This window comes from Actinocatenispora thailandica (assembly GCF_016865425.1).
Classification (GTDB): Bacteria; Actinomycetota; Actinomycetes; order Mycobacteriales; family Micromonosporaceae; genus Actinocatenispora; species Actinocatenispora thailandica.
In genome coordinates, this window is record NZ_AP023355.1 from 2,892,648 (window position 1) to 2,910,732 (window position 18,085).

Sequence of the window (18,085 nt, forward strand, 5' to 3'; positions counted from 1 at the left end):
CGGTTCGCTGGTGGGCGAACCGGGTCCCGCCGTGTTCGGGTCGGGCGCCCCGGCGCGACGCCGGATTCAGCCGGCGAAGTGCTTGAGCGCCTCGCGCACCGAGAGCGGGGACATCCGGCCCCGGTGTGCGGCGACGTACCGGCGGACCGCGCCCGGGTCGGTCTTGGCGTACTCGCGCAGCGCCCAGCCGATCGCCTTGCGGACGAAGAAGTCCGGGTGGGTGGACTGTTCGGTGCAGTAGCGGAACAGCCGTTTGGGGTCGGTGCTCTCCCGGTAGTGCAGCTGGTGCAGCAGCGCGCTGCGGACCAGCCAGCGGTCGTCGGCCAGCGCCCAGTCGTCCATCAGCGCGACCAGCTGCGGATACCGTGCGACCAGGCCGCCGACCACGTGCGCGGCGAGCGGGTCCACGGTGTCCCACCAGGATTTCGTCGTGATCAACCGCTGCACGGTGGGCGCGAACGAGGCCGAGCACACCCGCACGTAGCGACGCAGGTACCCGCAGGCGAAGTACTGGTACTCGCGTTCCGGCCGGGCCCAGCAGGCGGCGGCGACGGCGGCCAGGTCCGGCTCGGCCGGGCGCGGCAGGGTGCCGATGGCCTGCCGCGCGAGCATCCGCTGTCGCGGCGCCGGGATGCCCAGGAACGGGAACTCGCCGCGCATGTAGCGGGTCATCGCGGCTGCCCGTACCTCGTCACGGGCCGGCTCGTACAGGGTGTCGAGCCGGCTCAGTACCCGGCCGGCCAGCTCGGTTCCGCTCGTGGTGTCGGCCACGGTTTCAGGATCGCGTACCGTCGGCGGGCAGGAAGCGAAGATCGCCGGATCGGCGTGTCGGGAGGTCGCGGGTGCCCAGATCACGTCCGGCGGCCGGCGGCGGCCGGTGGATTCCGCTCGACCCGGGCCGGCTGGGGCGCTGGCTCGACGGCTTCGGCGAGCGCCACGGCACGCCGCTGACCTGGTCGGACATTGCGGACGGTGCGGTGGTTTCGGCGCCGGACGGGGCCCGCGCCGAGTGCCACCTGCCGTTCGGCTGGCCTGGCGAACCCGGGGCCGACCGCGCGGCGCTGCTGGCCGCTGCCGGTGCCGCCCGCCGGGTGGGGCTGCTGCTGGTCCGGCGGGGTGCGCACGCGGTGGGGGTGGCCGACGGCGACCGGCTCGTCTCGTCCAAGGTGGACACCCGGTACGTGCAGGGCCGGACCGCCGCGGGCGGCTGGTCGCAGCAGCGGTTCGCCCGCCGCCGCGACAAGCAGACCCGCGAGTCGACCGGCGCCGCCGCCGACCACGCCGCCCGGCTGCTGCCGGCGGCGGCCCTGTCCGGGTTGGTGCTCGGCGGCGACCGTGCCCTGCTGGCCGCGGTACTCGACGATCCGCGGCTGCGGCACCTGGCCGCGTTGCCCCGGGTGGAGCTGCCGGAGCTGCCCGAACCGCGGCGGGCGACGTTGCTCGACGCGGCCCGCCGGTACCGGGAGGTCCGGATCCGCCTCACCGAGCCGACCGGTTGACGCCCCGCGGTCAGCCGAAGGTGCGGCAGGCGGTCGGTGTCGTAGCCGGTGCCGAACCAGTGCTGGCGCTGCTGGCCGGAGCCGTGCGTCCAACTCTCCTGGTCGATGCCGGCGAGCTGGTCGTAGAAGCTCAGGTCGATGTACCCGCCGCGATCGGCGAGGCAGTGGAACGGCCCGACGCCGGACCGCCCTGGCCGCACCCGGTCCGTACCAGCTGGGCGTGCGGCTTGCCGTAAATCACTGGCGGGTCGCCCGGAGCACTCCGCTACACTTGCCGGGTGCTCCTCTGCGAAGACTGACCAGCCCCGCACCGACTGAGTCCGCTCAGCCGGTGCTTTCGTGTGCCCGTGGTCGGTCCCCTTTCCCTCAGAGAGGCAGCGTCATCCCATGATCACCGTTTCCGGCCTGGAACTGCGCGCCGGATCGCGCATCCTGCTTTCCGACACCGCGCTGCGGGTGCAGCCCGGCGACCGGATCGGTCTGGTCGGCCGCAACGGGGCCGGCAAGACCACCACCCTCAAGGTGCTGGCCGGCGAGGGCACCCCGTACGCGGGATCGGTGGACCGCCGGGGGCCGATCGGCTACCTGCCGCAGGACCCCCGTACCGGCGACCTGGACGTCACCGGCCGTGACCGGGTGCTGTCCGCCCGTGGCCTGGACACGCTGCTGACCGAGATGGCCAAGCTGCAGACCGCGCTGGCCGAGGCGGTCGACGACGGTCAGCGCGACAAGCTGGTCCGTCGCTACGGCAACCTGGAGGACCGGTTCGCCGCGCTCGGTGGATACGCCGCCGAGGCCGAGGCGGCCCGGATCTGCGCGAACCTGGCGCTGCCGGACCGTTCGCTCGGCCAACCGCTGCGCACCCTGTCCGGCGGTCAGCGGCGGCGCATCGAGCTGGCCCGGATCCTGTTCTCGGAGGGCGCCTCCGGCGGCACCCTGCTGCTGGACGAGCCGACCAACCACCTGGACGCCGACTCGATCACCTGGCTGCGCGGCTTCCTGTCCGGGCACAAGGGCGGCCTGATCGTGATCAGCCACGACGTCGAACTGCTCGCCGACGTGGTCAACAAGGTCTGGTACCTGGACGCGAACCGCTCGGTGGTCGACGCCTACAACATGGGCTGGAAGAAGTACCAGGAGCAGCGGGAGACCGACGAGCGGCGCCGCCGCCGGGAGCGGGCCAACGCGGAGCGCAAGGCCGGCGCGCTGCAGGCGCAGGCGGCGAAGCTGGGCGCCAAGGCGACGAAGGCGACCGCGGCGCAGAACATGGCCCGCCGGGCCGAGAAGCTGCTGTCCGGGCTGGAGGAGGTCCGGGTCGGTGACAAGGTGGCGAAGGTTCGGTTCCCGAACCCGGCGCCGTGCGGCAAGGTGCCGCTGACCGCCCGCGGGCTGTCCAAGTCGTACGGCTCGCTGGAGGTGTTCGTCGACGTCGACGTGAACGTCGACCGCGGTTCCCGGGTGGTCATCCTGGGGCTCAACGGCGCCGGCAAGACGACGCTGCTGCGGCTGATCGGCGGGTACGAGCAGCCCGACACCGGCGAGCTGGTCCCCGGGCACGGCCTGCGGATCGGCTACTACGCGCAGGAACACGAGACCCTCGACGTCGACCGGTCGGTGCTGGAGCACATGCGCACCGCCGACTCGGCGAACGGCGGCAAGCAGACCGACACCGATCTGCGCAAGATCCTCGGCGCGTTCCTGTTCTCCGGCGACGACGTGGACAAGCCGGCCGGCGTGCTGTCCGGCGGCGAGAAGACCCGGCTGGCGCTGGCCACCCTGGTCACCTCGGGTGCCAACGTGCTGCTGCTGGACGAGCCGACGAACAACCTCGACCCGGTCAGCCGGGAGCAGGTGCTGGACGCGATCTCCCGGTTCCCCGGGGCGATCGTGCTGGTCACCCACGATCCGGGCGCGGTGCAGGCGCTGCGGCCGGACCGGGCGATCCTGCTGCCCGACGGTGACGAGGATGCCTGGAGCGACGACCTGCTCGAACTCGTCGAGCTCGCCTGAGGCGACGCGCGGTTCACCGGTTCCCGGGGCGGTCCGCGCCCCGGCGTTGGCCGGCGTGGCCCCGGGCCGGCGCTGCGGGAGGCGGCGCCGGCACCGCCGAGCTGGTGCCCGCCCAGCGGTGCCCGCCCTGGCCCCGCCGGTCAGAGTGGCAGCTTGAAGCCGACGTGGCTCGGTACGAAACCGAGCCGGGTGTAGAACCGGTGCGCGTCGTCCCTGGTGGCATTCGAGGTCAGCTGCACCATCCGGCAGCCGCGCTCGCGGGCCCGCCCGATCGCCCACTCGATCAGGGCGCTGCCCAGGCCGGAACCGCGGTGCGCTTCGGCGATACGTACCGCCTCGATCTGGGCCCGCCAGCCGCCCCGGTGCGACAGGCCCGGCAGGTACGTCAGCTGCAGCGTGCCGATCGGTTCGCCGTTCAGCTCCGCGACGGCGAGGTACTGGTTCGGGTCGGCGTCGATCGCGGCGAACGCGGCGAGGTACGGCGCGGGGTCGTCCGGTGTCTCGCGGCCGGCGCCGAGCTGGTCGGCGGCGATCAGCGCCACGAGCGCGGTGACGTCCTCGCGGCGGGCTCGTCGTACGGTCAGGTCGGTCATGCCTGTTCCTCTTCCTCCGTTGTGGATGGTCGGGTGGCGAGGGCCCAGCGGGTGACCGGTACCAGCGCGGCGCCGGCGGCCGCGAACAGCACGCCGAGCGCCAGCCAGCCACCCAGCCCGAACCGGATCGCGGTGTTGGTGGTCAGTGCCGGGGCCAGCATGCTCGCCGCGGCGAACCCGGTGTTGTACAGCCCCTGGTAGGCGCCGGGCGCGGCCGGGTCGGCGAGTTCGTAGCTCAGCGCCCAGCCGGCGGCCGACGACAGCATCTCGGCGACCGCCTGCAGCACGGTCGCCGCGAGCAGGATCAGTACCGCGGGGATCGGCCCGACGCCGTGTGCCAGGCCGAACACCGCGCAGGCGGCGGCGAGCAGCAGGCCGGCGCGACGGGCCACCCGGGCAGCCGGCCCCGGGTCGGCGATGTTGCGGGTGGCGCGCACCTGGAACAGCACGACCAGCGCGGTGTTGGTGATCATGATTCCGGACACCACCGCGGCCGGCGCGTGGGTGTGCCCGACCACCCACAACGGAACCGTGACGTCGATCAGGCTGAACTGGATGGCCAGTACCCCGTTGAGCGCGGTGACGGCGAGGAAGGCCGGGTCGCGCAGCGCGCCGAGCCGGCGACCGCCTGGCGCGCCGGGGGAGCGCGGAACCGGCGTACCGGCCGGGATGCCGCGCAGCAGCAGCGTGGTGGCGAGGAAGGTGGCGGCGTCCACCGCGATGAGGGTCAGGTAGCCGCTCCTGGTGTCGATCGACAGCGCGACCGCGGCGAGTGCCGAGCCGGCGCCGATCCCGACGTTGGTGACCGCGCGCAGGTAGGCCCGGCTGCGTACCCGGCTCTGCGCGGGCAGGGCGGTCGCGAGCATCGCGTTCTTCACCGACCGGCCGCCGGAGTCGAGCGCCGTCACGACGCAGGCGACGACCAGGAAGGCCGGGAACGAGCCGACCAGCGCGTAGCAGCCCAGCCCGACCGCCTGCGCCAGGTACAGCACGATCAGCAGCCGCTTCGCGCCGATCCGGTCGGCCAGCTGGCCCAGCGGGATCCCGGCCGCGACACCGCAGGCGCCGGCGATGGTGAGGCCGAGCCCGACCTGGACCGCGGACAGCCCGACCGAGCGGGTGAAGAAGACCGCGCTGACGGTCATGAACAGCCCGTTGCCGAGCGTGTTGATCAGCGTCTGTACGGCCAGCCGGCGGGTCACCGGGTCGGCCGGTGCGAGGCCGGCGACCCGGGCGCGGACGGTGGCCTTCAGCGGGGCGTGGGGTGGCGCGCTGAACATGAGCCCAGTCCATGTCACCTCGGCTGGGCGGCCAATGGATTTAGACTGGCGCCTAATGCTGGAGCTTCGACTGGGTGTGACCGATCTCGCGTCGATGTGGTTCGCGTACTCGCCGCTGCAGGAGACCGTGTTCAGCATCCGCGCCCTGGTCCTGCCCGGCGTGTACGCGCCGCGGTTGCCCTGGCACGACGACGTCGCCGAGCACCTCAACCCCGAGGACGTCGAACTGCTGTACGCGATGATGCCGCCACGGCGGTGGCTGCCCGACTTCCTCACCCCGCGACCACAGGCGCCGGGGCCCCGGTTCGCCGACCAACTCGGTACCGTCCGCGCCACCCCGGGCGCGCTCGGCTGGCACGACATCCTCGCCGCGTACGGGCCGGCCCGGCTGCCCCCGGTGCTGTCCGATGGCGGCGCGGACCCGGACGCGCTGGTCGGGCGCATCGCCACCGTGCTGGACCGGTACTGGCGGCGGTGCGTGCGGCCCTGGTGGCCGCGGCTGCGCGCGGTGCTGGACGCGGACATCGTGTACCGCAGCCGAAGCCTCGCCGTCGGTGGCGCCCGGGCGTTGTTCGCCGATCTGCACGAGCGGGTGTCCTGGGCAGACGGGGTGCTCACGGTCCGGCAGTCCAGCCGGCCCCAGCACAGCGCGGTGGAGGTCGCCGGGCGTGGTCTGGCGCTGGTGCCGAGCGCCTTCGCGCGCGGCGCGATGACCGTCGTCGACCCCGCCGGACCGCCGGTCGTCTCGTACCCGGCGAGGGGTCGCTCGACGCTGTGGGAGGTCGCCCAGCCGGCCACCGAGGCGGCGCTGGCCCGGCTGATCGGCGCGCCCCGGGCCCGGCTGCTGGGATTGCTGGAACACCCGGCCAGCACCACCGAACTCGCCTACCGGCTGGGGGTGACCGCGGCGGCGGTGAGCCAGCAGCTGTCCGTACTGCATGCCGCCGGACTGGTCACCCGGGCGCGCAGCGGTCGCAGCGTGCTCTACGCCAGGACCACCCTGGGGGATCGGCTCGCGGACCCGGTGGTACCCGGCCACGTCGCGCCCTGAGCCGCAGCCGGGACGGTCCGGCTGCCGGAGGATCGGGCGCCACGAGGATTGCCCGGCCGCCGGGTGACGGGGTGCCGGTGGATGGCACGGCCGCCTGCGGCGGGTCCGGCGCCGTGCCGGTGCTCCGGCCGGTGCCGGGTTCGGGTCGGTCAGGACGGCGCGCCGGCGGCGACGAGCAGGCCCACCAGCGCGCCCGAACCGGCCAGCAGCAGCGGTACCGGCACCGGCGGCCCGGCCTGGGTGCGCGGCGCGGTGACCGCGATCGTCAGCCAACCGAAGAACGGCAACCATGCCGTCTCGACGTCGTCGCCGGCGAAGCCGCCGAACACGGTGAACGCGACCGCGAAGCCGGCGCCCACCAGGCACGGCCAGGCCGGCGTGTTGCGGACCCTGCGCAGGCTGGTGAACACCGGCGGCCCGGCCAGGATCAGCAGCGTGAGCAGACCGATCGCGCCCCACCACAGGGACTGACCGGTGCTGCCGCGGGCGGCGACCAGCCCCGCGGTCCAGGCGTACCCGCCGGTGGTCGCGACCACCGGCACCACGAGCGCACCCAGCCCGGTGGCGAGGTTGAGAAACGCGCGGCGGCGGGCGAAGTACAGCAGCACGACGCAACCGCCCAGCCAGACCGTCGGGTAGTTGAGCAGCGCGGCCAGGCCGAGCAGCAGCCCGGCGAGCAGCGCCCACCCGGTCGCCGGCCAGCCGGTACGCCGCCGGTCACTGGCCCGCGCGCCGGCCGCGACCAGCCCGGCACCGAGCGCGGCCGCGACACCGTCGGTGGCGCCGGCCAGGAACGCCCCGTACGGGGCGAGAACCAGGATCGGCGCGAACCCGCGGGCCGCGGTCTCGCCGCAGATGTTGCGGGCCGCACCGAGCAGCATCGGTACGGCCAGGGCGCCGAGCGCGGTGACGGTGACCGTGCCGGGCAGGCCGAGCCGGTCGATCGTCCACACCAGCAGTCCGGCCCCCGGCGGGTGCCCGTCGGCGGTGCCGGCGTACCGGTCGACGAAGTCGCGCAGGTAGCCCCACGGACTGCCGGTGACCGGGTTGGTGGGTGCGGTCCGGCGGCCGGCGCCCAGGGCCAGCGCCCAGCCCAGTGCGGTGAGGTAGCCGATCGCCTGGACGAGGGCGAACGGTGGCCGTCGCCCGGACCGGGACAGCGCCACCTGGCCGCCGACGACCGCCGCGGCCAGCGCCGCCGCGGCGCCGAGCCACGGCGACGGGGCGAACCGGTACCCGGCCAAGAACGGCGGTACCCGACCGCCGGCGGGGGTGCCGACGAGAGCCACCGCGGCGAGCCCGACTGCGACGAGCAGGAACCAACCGCCCAGATCCGTCGCCGTCCGGTCGCGGCGGGCCGGGCGTTCGCTGTCGGTCACGGCCGACACGGTATCGGGTAGGCGACAGGTGGTGGCTGTTCGGTTGGCGAGAGTGGTGGTCGTGCCGCATGATCGTTGTGACGGTCCAACGGGGGCCGTTGGACCACTCACCGTGAAACGTGAGGGATCGATATGGCTGCCACCGGCACCAGCACGAGCACGGAGAAGGGGCGGCGGATCGTCGGCGCCGAACGTCAAACGCTGGCGAAGGACCTGGTCAAGCGCTACAACGGCGGGGAGAGCATCCGTTCTCTTGCGGCCTCGACGGGCCGTTCGTACGGATTCATCCATCGCGTGCTGACCGAGTCCGGGGTCCAGCTGCGTCAGCGCGGCGGCGCTCGCCGCCGGAAGAAGTCCTGAACCGGGGCCGGTTGGTCGGTCGTTGTTCCGGCCAGCCGGCGGCGCGCGAGCCGACAGCCTGCGCACCGACCCCGGTGCCCGGCAGGCCGGCCGACCGGTAGCGTGACACACTCCCGACGGCTGGAGGACGAGCGTGCCCGCGGAGCAGGACCCTTCGACATCCGGCGACGTGTTGTGGTCGGTCGCCGACGACGTGGCGACCGTGACCCTGAACCGTCCCGAGGTCTACAACGCGCAGACCCCGCAGATGTGGGCGCAGCTGCGGGAGATCGGCCGCGAGCTTTCCGGTGACGTGCGGGTCGTGGTGGTGCGCGGTGCCGGCCGCGCCTTCTCCGCGGGCCTGGACACCGCCGTGCTCGCCGGCACCGGCTCCGGCGATCCCGGCCTGCTCGGCCTGGCGGAGCTGCCGGCCGACCAGTGCGCGGACGTGATCGCGGAGTTCCAGCAGGCGTTCGACTGGCTGCGCCGGCCCGACCTGCTGTCGGTCGCCGCGGTCCAGGGCCACGCCGTCGGCGCCGGCTTCCAGCTCGCGCTGGCCTGCGACCTGCGGATCGTCGCCGACGACGCGCAGTTCACGATGGCCGAGACCAGCCTCGGCCTGGTGCCCGACCTGGGCGGTACCAAACACCTGGTGGACCTGGTGGGCTACAGCCACGCGCTGGAGATCTGCGTGACCGGCCGGCGGGTGGGCGCCGCCGAGGCGTACCGGCTGGGGCTGGCCACGCTGAGCGTGCCGGTGGCGGAGTTGGCCACCGCCACCGGCGACCTGGTCGCCGCGCTGCGGGCAGCACCGCGGGCCGCCGCGGTGGAGACCAAGGCGCTGCTGCGGTCCGCAGCCGGCAACGACCTGCCTGGTCAGCTGGCGGCCGAGCGGGAGGCCCAGGTTCGCCGCATCGCCGACCTTGCCGGCCGCGGCGAGTAGCCGCCGTGCCGCGACGCCGGGCGCTGCCGCCACGCGGGGCCGGGCCATCGTCGGGGAGTGACGCATCGCCGCCGCGGTGGGGCCGCGGCGGCAGCACCTCGGCCGGCGCCGGCCGCCCATCCGGATCGTCCGGATATATACGCTGTTGTCCTGGTCCAACTGGTTCGGTGGGCCTGTCATCACCTGTTCGGGGCATGACCTGGCCGGGGCGCGGCCGGTTGTTCGTGCCGACAGGATGCTCATGCGGCGGGCGGGGCGCAGATGGGTGACCAACGGGTGGCCGAGCAGTGGGTGGCGTGGCCGGCGGGCTCCGATCCGGGAGTCCTGGGTCGGGCGCTGGCCGGGGCCCGGGACCGCTTCATGGGCACCGGCACGGCCGGTGGCCCGGTGCGGCAGGTGGTGGCCGAGTCGTGGCGCCGGTCGGCGGCGAGCGGCATCGACCCGGACCAGCACTGGGCGCCGGTGGAGCTGACCGACGACGTGCTGCGCGACCTGCGGGCCGACCACCAGCTCGCGGCGGCCATGCCGGTGGTTCGCCGGCTACTGCTGGAATCGGCCGGGATGGACGGCCTGATCGTCGCGGTCGGCGACGCGGCCGGGCGGCTGCTGTGGGTGGAGGGCGACCGCCAGCTGCGCGCCCGTGCCGAGTCGATGCACTTCCTGGCCGGCTCGAACTGGGGCGAGCGGCATGCCGGGACCAACGCGGTAGGGATGGCGCTCGCGGTCGACCACAGCGTGCAGGTCTTCGGCGCCGAGCACTTCGCCCGCCGGGTGGTGCCGTGGAGCTGTTCGGCCGCGCCGGTGCACGACCCCGACACCGGCGCGGTGCTCGGGTTCGTCGACGTCACCGGCGGTGATCACGTCGCGGCCCCGCACACGCTGGCGCTGGTACGGGCGACCGCGGTGGCGGTGGAGAGCGAGCTGCGGGTGCAGCGGCTGGCCCGGCCACGGCCGGTGGTGGCGCCGGAACCGGCGCAGTTGACGGTGTGCGGCGACGTCGGCCGGCTGCGGCTGCCGCACCGGGGCGTCGAGCTGAGCCTGCGGCACGCGGAGCTGCTGCTGGTCCTGAGCGAGCATCCGGCCGGCCGCAGTGCCGAGCAGCTCGCCGTCGCGCTGTATCCCGGCACCGCCCCCGGCGTGACGGTACGGGCCGAGCTGTCCCGGCTGCGTGCGCTGCTCCCGGAGCTTGCGCTGCGTTCCCGGCCGTACCGGCTGGGCCGGCCGGTGGCCACCGACCTGGCGCAGGCGCGGGCACTGCTGGCGCGCGGATCCTGGCGTCGGGCGCTGGCGCTGGCCGGGCTACCGGTACTGGCCCGGTCGCAGGCGCCGGAGGTGGTGGCGCTGCGGGCCGAGCTCGCCGCCCAGCTGCGCGCCGCGGTCCTGGCCAGCCGGGACGCGACGGCACTGGTCCGGTTCGCCGACAGTGAGCTGGGTGCCGGTGACACCGAGGTGGTCCGGGCCACGCTGGCCGCGCTGCCGGCCGACTCGCCGCGGCGCCGCGAGTTCGCGGTACGCCTGGCTCGGCTGGACGCCGAGCTGGGCGTGCCGAGGCGCGCAACCCGGATGCAACGTTGGCCGTCCTAGCGTCGCGGACGCTACCCGGGTGCCTGTCCGGCTGTGTCCGGGTGCCTGCGGCCGCCCCGGTCCGTACCATCGGGGCGGCCGCGCTACCCGCCGGTGCTGGCCCCCGGCGCGCCGCGGGTGCCAGCGGATTCAGAGGCAGCGCAGCGCGCCGCCGTCGACGGCGAGGAGGCTGCCGGTCAGGTAGCTCGCGGCGGGGGAGAGGGCGAACGCCGCCACCGAACCGAACTCCGCCGGGGTGCCGTAGCGGCCGAGCGGGATCCCGCCGTACTGCGGGGTCCCGTGGTCGAGTTCCAGGATCCGGTCGGTGGCGATCCGGCCGGGCAGCAGGCCGAACAGTCGCACCCCGCGCGGACCGTACTCGTCGGCCATGTCCTTGGTGACCATCGCGAGGCCCGGTCGCAGCCCGTTGGAGATGCCCAGGCCGGTGATCGGCGAGCGTACCGAGGACGACAGCACCAGGCCGATCGCTCCGCCGTCCGGGAGCGCGGCGGCGACGGTGCGGGCGCCGCGTACCGCGCCGAGGAAGACCGTATCGAACGCCTGCCGCCACTGTTCGTCGGTCGCGCCCGCCGCGGTCGCCGGCGGCGGGCCACCGACCGACAGCAGCGCACCGTCGAGCCGGCCGTACGTCGTGGTGGCGGTGTCGACGAGCCGTTGCGGGGTGCCCGGGTCGGCGAGGTCGGCGGTGATGCCGACAGCGTGGTCGGCGCCGAGGTCGGCCACCGCCCGGTGCACCTTGTCCGGTGCCCGGGAGCAGAGGACGACGCGGGCGCCGTCGTCGACCAGCGCGCGGGCGGTCGCGAAGCCGAGGCCGGCGCTGCCGCCGGTGACCAGGTACACCCGGCCGGAGAGTCCAAGATCCATGCGCCGAGCCTAGAACCAACCCGGCGCCCGTGTCCGCCGTGCGCTGCCGCCAGCATGCGTACCGCGGGGCCAGCGGGGATGCGCGCGGCGGGCCCGGCTTGGCTGCGCCGCGCACCGGGTGCCCGGCGGGGATGCGCGCGCCGGGGCACCCTGCGCGGCTGCTCGGCCCGGATGCCCGGCGCGGATGCCCGGTGCGGGTGCTCGGCCCCGGGTGCCCGGTCCGGCGACCGGCCGGGCGCCCGGTGGGTCAGAACGACGATGCCCGGACGGCGAGCACGAACCGTAGCCCCGGATGCTCGCAGAGGGTCCAGACCTCGTCCCGGCCCGGCCAGTACGACAGGTCCTCGGTACCGATCGGCATCGACTCGTCCGCCAGGACCGGTGCGGTGTCTGCGGTGAAGGTGACCAGGCCGCTGTAGTGCGTGGTGCCGTTGCTGCGGGACAGGAAGAACCGGTCGCGGTGTGCGACGGCGCCCTGGATGCTGCGCACGAACACCTGGTACGCCTCGGTGGCGTGCACCTGGCCGTCGCCGGCGGGGGCGAACGTCGGGCCGTCCAGCGGGAACCGGACCACCCGCGCACCGGAACCGGTGGCATCCTCACCGTTCACGTTGTACTCGCCGATGATGATGCCGGGCGTGCCGCCGCTGCGGTCCAGCCCGCAGCAGGAGTACCGCAGTCGCGCGACGTCGCCGGTCGTCGAGGAGCGGTACGAGGTGCACTGCGGCAGCACGTACGCGTGCCCGAAGCCCTGGTAGCTGCCGTCGGTGGCGCGGCCGACGGCGCCGTCGTCGGAGTCGTCTACCCGCCAGATGCGGCGCAGGTCGAAGACCCGGAAGCCGTTCCAGGTGTCGACCACGTAGAGCAGGTGGCCGTAGACGACGATGCCGCCGGCGTGCACCGGCACGGCGCGGAAGTCCGGCCGGCCGTCGTCGTCGAGGTACGGCTCGACCAGCAGCACGTGCCGATAGCGCGGCGCGGCCGGGTCGCTGTAGTCGATGAACGACACCCGGGAGCCCTTGTCCGGGTCGGTGCTCTTGGAGTACCAGCTGGCGAACAGCATCCGCCGCCCGTCGTAGCGACCGCTGGGGGAGGCGTCGGCACTGGTCGAGATGCCCTGCGGGTACCACTCGGCGGTGTTGCCGTCCTCCTCGTTCCAGGCGAAGGCGGCGGCGAGGCCGGTGGCGTGCGGGGTCGCGGCGGCGCCGACCCGGTCGGCGCGGGCGAGCACCTCCCGTACCGAGGCGCGGGGCAGGGCGCGGTCCAGGCCGTGCAGTAGCGCGTCGGTACGCGGCCCGGCGGTGAGGCGGAACGCGTCCGGGTCGAGCCGTACCGGGGCGGGGTAGGTCGCCGCCGCCGCGGTGCCGGGTGCGCCGAGGGCGGCGAGTCCGGTGGCGGCGGCGGTGGCCACCGCGCCGCCGACGAGGACGTGTCGACGGGACCACTGGGGTGGGTGGTTCATGATCACCTCCGTGCGAGTTGGGAGCACCTTAGCGAAATCGCACGGAAATATGCACCCATCACGGTGCAGGCTGTCGAAAACCTTCAGCGGTGGTCCGTCGCGTCCGGTCAGCGGCGCCGGACCGTCTCCTCGACCAGGTCGAGCACCGGCTCGATGTCGTCGGCCGAGCTGCCCATCGCGAGGTAGAGCACCAGGCCGTCGTGCGCCAGTTCGAGGAACCGCTGCAACGTGTCGATCGGTACGTCGTCGCGCAGCGCGCCGGCCTCGTGCTGGCGCAGCAGCCGGTCCCGGGTCGCCGCCGCGATCGCCTCGGACCGCTGCGCCCACCGGCGGGCGAACTCCGGATCGGTGCGCAGCCGCCGGGACACCTCCAGCTGGGTGCCGAGCCAGCCGCTGACCTCCGGTTCGTGCGCGTGCGCGGCCATGTCCCGCATCACCTGGACCAGGCCGTTGTCGGCGACGGTGGCCACCATGTTCGCCGCGTCGTCCTCGGCGACGGCGAGAAACAGCGACTCCTTGTCCCGGAAGTGGTGGAAGATCGCGCCGCGGGACAGGCCGATCGCGTCCTCCAGCCGGCGCACCGTGGCGCCCTCGTACCCGTGCCGGGCGAAGCAGGTCCGCGCGCCGGTGAGGATCTGCCGGCGGCGGGCGTCCAGATGCTCTTGACTGACCCGGGGCACGAGTCGATCGTGCCAGCCGATCCGGCCGATCGCAATCCGTACGTACGGATTGCTAGCCGATGGACGGCACCGTCACCTGCCGAGACGGCCCTTCCGCCCGTACGGGTAGCGCGCCACCACCCGGCCCGAGGTCGTGCTGGCGTACAGCCGGATCAGCGGGGCCCCCGGCCGGGCCGGCTCGGTCACCTTGTTGCGCACCGCGCCGCTGCGGGTCTCCTGCTGCTCCACCCGCACCTGCCAGCCCCGCGGCACGATCAGCAGGATGCTGCCGGACCGGCAGCTGGCGTCCACCCGGACCTCCCGGTGCGGGCACACCGCGGCGGTGAAGTCGAGCCGGACCTGGCCGCTGGCGGCCTCGGCGACCACCCGCGGCGGCACCTGCCACGGGCCGTCCTGCCGCACCCGGGCGCTGCGGGTGCGCAACTCCAGCACCGCCCGGTCGGGCGGCTCCGGACCCGGCAGCACGCCGAGATCGGCCACGATGCGGTGCAGCTCGGCGATCGTGCGCGCGGCGTACACCGCGGTCAGCCGCTCGTCGGCCTCGGACAGATCGAGCCGGCCGTCCCCGACCGCGGCCTGCACCAGCTCGGCGAACCGGCTGCGGTCGGCATCCGAGGCCCGCCGCTGCGCCACGGCCGTCCCGTCGTCGGACGGCACCAGCGATCCGCTCTCGTACATCCGTTCAGCCTAGGCGGTTCCAGCCGGTTTCGGGACTCCCGCCCCGTTACCTTTCTCGTGTTCCCAACTGGGGACGCTCGGTCGCCCGGCTCGGTATGACTGATTGCCCCTGTCGTAGGCATGATCCGGGGGGTGTTGTCGCCGGGTCGGGTGGCGTCGGCGGATCGCTGATAGGGACACGGCCGCCCGATGGGTTGGTCTCTTCGTAACGTGGCTGCCGACAGTCCGACGCCTGGACACTCGACCGAGCCCGACCGTGACGAGGAGGCGACACGTGCCCGGCGACTACAGCGTGTTCCTAGGCCCGGACGTTGGCAAAAGCGAGCATCACGCGACCGGCCTGGCCCCTGACGGGCGCCAGGTGCATGATGCGCCGCTGCCCAACACCGAGACCCGGCTGCGCGAGGTGTTCGACAAGCTTGCCCGGCACGGCAGTGTCCTGGTCGTGGTCGACCAGCCGGCCTCGATCGGTGCCCTGCCGGTCGCGGTCGCACGCTCGTGTGGGCACCAGGTGGCCTACCTGCCCGGGCTGGCGATACGCCGTATCGCCGACCTGCACCCCGGCAACGCCAAGACCGACGCCCGTGACGCCTTCGTGATCGCTGACGCGGCACGGACATTGCCGCACACGCTGCGCCGTGTCGACACCGGCGAGGAGACCCTGGCCGAGTTGGAGGTACTGGTCGGCTTCGACGACGACCTGGCCGGCGGGGCCACTCGCTGGCCAACCGGATCCGGGGTCTGCTCACCAGCATCCACCCCGCCCTGGAAACCGTGCTCGGTCCGAAGGTGGCGCATCCGGCCGTGCTGGAGCTGTTGACGCGCTTCGGCGGACCGATCGGGCTGGCCGCGGCCGGCCGCCGCAGACTGACCACCGTCGCCCGCAACACGCCCCACGCATCGGCGACCAACTCGTTGAGCAGATTCTCGCCGCCCTGGCCGCCCAAACCGTCACCGTCCCAGGCGCCAAGGCCGCCGAGACGGTCCTGCCGCGTCTGGCCGTCTCGCTGCGACAGGTACTCGACCAGCGCGCCCAGGTGGCCGTCGAGGTCGAACAGGTACTTGATGCCCACCCTCTTGCCGAGGTCCTGATCTCGATGCCCGGCATCGGGGTCAGGACCTGCGCCCGCATCCTGATCGAAGTCGGTGACGGCGCGGCGTTCGCGACCGCCGCGCACCTGGCCGCCTACGCCGGCCTGGCACCAGTCACCCGCCGCTCCGGCAGCTCCATCCGGGGCGAGCATCCACCCAAGGGCGGCAACAAACACCTCAAACGCGCGTTGTTCCTCGCCGCGTTCGCGTCCCTGCCCGACCCCACCAGCCGCGCCTACTACGACCGCAAGAGAGCCGAAGGCAAAAAACACAACGCCGCCCTCATCTGCCTCGCCCGCCGCCGCTGCGACGTGCTGTTCGCCATGCTCCGCGACCGCAAGCCCTACCAACCCCGGCCCGTCCCACAGCCCGCCGCTGCTTGACAAAACCCATAGGGACACCCCCCCGGACCGCGCCGGTGCCCGGAGCCTGGCCTCGGTCCGGACGGGGCCGCCGGTCAGGCGACGGTGCCCGCCGCGTGCAGCGCGGCCCGGTCGGCGTCCGGATAGCCCAGCTCGGCGAGGATCTCGTCGGTGTGCGCACCCGCCGCCGGTGCCGGCGTGGGGGTGCCGGCCGGGGTGGCCGAGAACCGCGGCGCCGGCGCCGGCTGCAGCACCCCGTCGTCGTGCCGGTACGTGCCGCGCTGCGCCAGGTGCGGGTGCGCCGCCGCCTCGTCCGGGTCGAGCACCGGCGCCACGCACGCGTCGGTACCGGCGAAGTGCGCGGCCCACTCGTCCCGGGTGCGGCCGGCGAACACCGTCGCGAACCGGTCCCGCAGCAGCGGCCACGCCGCCCGGTCGGCGCGGGGCGGCAGCGTCTCGTCGCCGGCCAGCCCCAGCCCGTCCAGCAGCGCGGCGTAGAACGGGTCCTCCAGCGCCCCGACCGCCACGTAGCCGCCGTCGGCGCAGCGGTACACGGCGTAGAACGGCGCGCCACCGTCCAGCAGGTTGCGGCCCCGCTGCGCACCCCACATCCCGGCCGACCGCATACCCAGCGTCATCGACAGCAGCACCGCGGCGCCATCCACCATCGCCGCGTCGACCACCTGGCCGCGGCCGGTCCGGCCGGCGCCGAGCAGCGCGGCCAGCACGCCCACCGCGAGCAGCATGCCGCCGCCACCGAAGTCGCCGATCAGGTTCAGCGGTACGGTCGGCGCCGCGTCCGCGTCCCCGACCAGGCCGAGCGCGCCGGCCAGCGCGATGAAGTCGATGTCGTGCCCGGCCCGCTGCGCCAGCGGTCCGGTCTGGCCCCAGCCGGTCATCCGCCCGTACACCAGGCGCGGGTTGGCGGCGAGACACTCGTCCGGGCCGAGCCCGAGCCGCTCGGCCACTCCCGGTCGGTACCCCTCGATCAGCGCGTCGGCGCCGGCCACCAGCCGGCGCACCACCGCGACCCCGTCCGGCTGCTTCAGATCGACCGCGAGCGACCTGCGGTTTCGGGCGAGCACCCGGTGGCCCGCCGCGAGCGGGACCGACTGGCCGCCGGGCCGATCGACCCGGACCACGTCCGCGCCGAGATCGGCCAGCATCATGCCGGCGAACGGCGCCGGGCCGATGCCGGCCAACTCCACGACCCGGAATCCCGCCAGCGGTCCCTGCATCGAATGCCTCCCGATCGGTGTGCAGACTGCCATCCTGCCCGCCGGCCGCGACCCACCGGCGTCCCGGCTGGCACCATGGCGCTGGGAGCCGGGCCGGATGTCGAGCGGAGCGTGCGGATGACGGAGCTGAACGAACCGGTGGTGGCGCTACCGGAGACGGTGCTGCGGGTCGGGGTCGGTCAGGCCGCCGCCGCGCCGGGCGAACTGGCCGGCAACGCGGCGACCGCGGCGCGGCTGGTGGCGGCCGCCGCCGCGGACGGCGTGCGGCTGCTGGTGCTGCCCGAGCTGTTCCTGCCCGGGTACCACCCGCCGACGCTCGCCGCCGATCCGAGCCGCTGCGACGTGGCCGCCGACGCCGCCGGTACGGTCGCCGATCCGAGGCTGGACGGGCTGGCCACCGCCGCCGCGACGCACCGGGTAGCGGTGCTGGTCGGCGCCGCGGTACGGGCCGCGGACGGGAGCCGCTACCTCGCGGCGCTGCTGGCCGGCCCGGACGGCTCGATCCGGGACGTCTACCACAAGCGGCACCTGTGCGGCGCCGAGGAGACCGACCTGTTCCTCGCCGGTACCGAGGGCACCACGCTGCAGCTGGACGGCTGGCGGCTCGGCGTCGGGATCTGCTACGACGGGTGCTTCCCGGAGCATGCCCGGGCCGCGGCCCGGGCGGGCGCGCACGCGATGCTCTACCCCAGCGCGTACGTGGTGGGCGGCGAGCACCGCCGCGATCTCTACTACCCGGCGCGGGCGCTGGACAACACGATGTTCGTGGCGTTCGCCAACTGCGTCGGCGGCACCGACCCGTGGCGGTTCAACGGCGGTTCGGCGGTGTACGACCCGGAGGGCCGGGCGCTCGTCCGGGCCCCGGACACCGGCGCCACCGTGCTCGTCGCCGACCTGGATCCGGTGCTGCTCGCCGCGGTCCGGGGCGAGCAGCCGATGCTGGCCGACGCCGCGCTGACCGAGCCGGCCGAGCGCCGGCTGGTCGCGGTCGACCGCGGCTGAGGAGACGACGATGCCCCGCCGGGTCCGGC

Annotated in this window: 16 protein-coding genes and 1 pseudogene; 8 read left to right on the forward strand and 9 right to left on the reverse strand. The window is 74.4% G+C overall.

The features are described from left to right. Nucleotides 1–66: 66 nt before the first annotated feature. A complete protein-coding gene (locus tag Athai_RS12835) occupies nucleotides 67–771 on the reverse strand; it encodes a DNA alkylation repair protein (protein ID WP_239156898.1) in 705 nt (234 codons plus the stop codon). 71 nt (nucleotides 772–842) lie between these two features. On the opposite strand from Athai_RS12835, the gene Athai_RS12840 reads away from it, so the two are divergent. Then, a complete protein-coding gene (locus Athai_RS12840; RefSeq protein ID WP_203961705.1) occupies nucleotides 843–1,499 on the forward strand; it encodes an acVLRF1 family peptidyl-tRNA hydrolase in 657 nt (218 codons plus the stop codon). 387 nt (nucleotides 1,500–1,886) lie between these two features. Then, a complete protein-coding gene (locus Athai_RS12845) occupies nucleotides 1,887–3,509 on the forward strand; it encodes an ABC-F family ATP-binding cassette domain-containing protein (RefSeq protein WP_203961706.1) in 1,623 nt (540 codons plus the stop codon). A gap of 140 nt (nucleotides 3,510–3,649) precedes the next feature. On the opposite strand, the gene Athai_RS12850 is transcribed toward Athai_RS12845, so the two are convergent. Together Athai_RS12850 and Athai_RS12855 are read right to left on the reverse strand one after the other, a co-directional pair. Continuing rightward, entirely contained in the window at nucleotides 3,650–4,102 is a 453-nt protein-coding gene (locus Athai_RS12850; RefSeq protein WP_203961707.1) for a GNAT family N-acetyltransferase, read from the reverse strand. After that, complete coding sequence (locus tag Athai_RS12855; RefSeq protein ID WP_203961708.1) at nucleotides 4,099–5,382, reverse strand: MFS transporter; 1,284 nt, start codon at nucleotides 5,380–5,382, stop codon at nucleotides 4,099–4,101. Before Athai_RS12855 ends, Athai_RS12850 begins: the two co-directional genes overlap by 4 nt. A gap of 55 nt (nucleotides 5,383–5,437) precedes the next feature. Here Athai_RS12855 and Athai_RS12860 point away from each other — a divergent pair, with 55 nt between their 5' ends. Next, the gene (locus tag Athai_RS12860; RefSeq protein WP_203961709.1) at nucleotides 5,438–6,433 is read left to right on the forward strand and encodes an ArsR/SmtB family transcription factor; all 996 of its coding nucleotides are present in this window, start codon (nucleotides 5,438–5,440) and stop codon (nucleotides 6,431–6,433) included. A 149-nt stretch (nucleotides 6,434–6,582) separates the two neighbouring features. Here the strand turns inward: Athai_RS12860 and Athai_RS12865 are convergent, their stop codons facing one another. Beyond that, complete coding sequence (locus tag Athai_RS12865; RefSeq protein WP_203961710.1) at nucleotides 6,583–7,812, reverse strand: hypothetical protein; 1,230 nt, start codon at nucleotides 7,810–7,812, stop codon at nucleotides 6,583–6,585. A gap of 132 nt (nucleotides 7,813–7,944) precedes the next feature. Between Athai_RS12865 and Athai_RS12870 the strand changes: the two genes are divergently transcribed. The 3 genes from Athai_RS12870 to Athai_RS12880 all read left to right on the forward strand — a co-directional run bounded on the left by Athai_RS12870 (nucleotide 7,945) and on the right by Athai_RS12880 (nucleotide 10,678). Next, the gene (locus tag Athai_RS12870) at nucleotides 7,945–8,172 is read left to right on the forward strand and encodes a helix-turn-helix domain-containing protein (RefSeq protein WP_030447508.1); all 228 of its coding nucleotides are present in this window, start codon (nucleotides 7,945–7,947) and stop codon (nucleotides 8,170–8,172) included. A gap of 133 nt (nucleotides 8,173–8,305) precedes the next feature. Continuing rightward, on the forward strand, nucleotides 8,306–9,094 hold the full coding sequence (locus Athai_RS12875) for an enoyl-CoA hydratase/isomerase family protein (protein WP_239156899.1): 789 nt from the start codon (nucleotides 8,306–8,308) through the stop codon (nucleotides 9,092–9,094). A 261-nt stretch (nucleotides 9,095–9,355) separates the two neighbouring features. After that, entirely contained in the window at nucleotides 9,356–10,678 is a 1,323-nt protein-coding gene (locus Athai_RS12880) for a sigma-54-dependent transcriptional regulator family protein (RefSeq protein WP_203961711.1), read from the forward strand. A 129-nt stretch (nucleotides 10,679–10,807) separates the two neighbouring features. Here Athai_RS12880 and Athai_RS12885 read toward each other — a convergent pair whose 3' ends face one another. The 4 genes from Athai_RS12885 to Athai_RS12900 all read right to left on the reverse strand — a co-directional run bounded on the left by Athai_RS12885 (nucleotide 10,808) and on the right by Athai_RS12900 (nucleotide 14,362). Further along, nucleotides 10,808–11,542, reverse strand: a complete 735-nt coding sequence (locus Athai_RS12885) for an SDR family oxidoreductase (protein ID WP_203961712.1) — start codon at nucleotides 11,540–11,542, stop codon at nucleotides 10,808–10,810. Nucleotides 11,543–11,789: 247 nt separating this feature from the next. Beyond that, entirely contained in the window at nucleotides 11,790–13,004 is a 1,215-nt protein-coding gene (locus Athai_RS12890) for a hypothetical protein (RefSeq protein ID WP_203961713.1), read from the reverse strand. 107 nt (nucleotides 13,005–13,111) lie between these two features. After that, nucleotides 13,112–13,684, reverse strand: coding sequence for a TetR/AcrR family transcriptional regulator (locus Athai_RS12895; RefSeq protein ID WP_203961714.1), 573 nt, complete (start codon nucleotides 13,682–13,684; stop codon nucleotides 13,112–13,114). 72 nt (nucleotides 13,685–13,756) lie between these two features. After that, nucleotides 13,757–14,362 carry a DUF1707 SHOCT-like domain-containing protein gene (locus tag Athai_RS12900; protein WP_203961715.1) on the reverse strand — a complete coding sequence of 202 codons (606 nt, stop codon included), beginning with the start codon at nucleotides 14,360–14,362 and terminating at the stop codon, nucleotides 13,757–13,759. A 274-nt stretch (nucleotides 14,363–14,636) separates the two neighbouring features. Here Athai_RS12900 and Athai_RS12905 point away from each other — a divergent pair. Next, nucleotides 14,637–15,837, forward strand: a pseudogene (locus Athai_RS12905) (IS110 family RNA-guided transposase). A gap of 74 nt (nucleotides 15,838–15,911) precedes the next feature. Here the strand turns inward: Athai_RS12905 and Athai_RS12910 are convergent. Then, nucleotides 15,912–17,054, reverse strand: coding sequence for a CaiB/BaiF CoA transferase family protein (locus Athai_RS12910; protein ID WP_203961716.1), 1,143 nt, complete (start codon nucleotides 17,052–17,054; stop codon nucleotides 15,912–15,914). Nucleotides 17,055–17,171: 117 nt separating this feature from the next. On the opposite strand from Athai_RS12910, the gene Athai_RS12915 reads away from it, so the two are divergent. After that, on the forward strand, nucleotides 17,172–18,056 hold the full coding sequence (locus Athai_RS12915; protein WP_203961717.1) for a carbon-nitrogen hydrolase family protein: 885 nt from the start codon (nucleotides 17,172–17,174) through the stop codon (nucleotides 18,054–18,056). The last annotated feature ends 29 nt before the right edge of the window (nucleotides 18,057–18,085 follow it).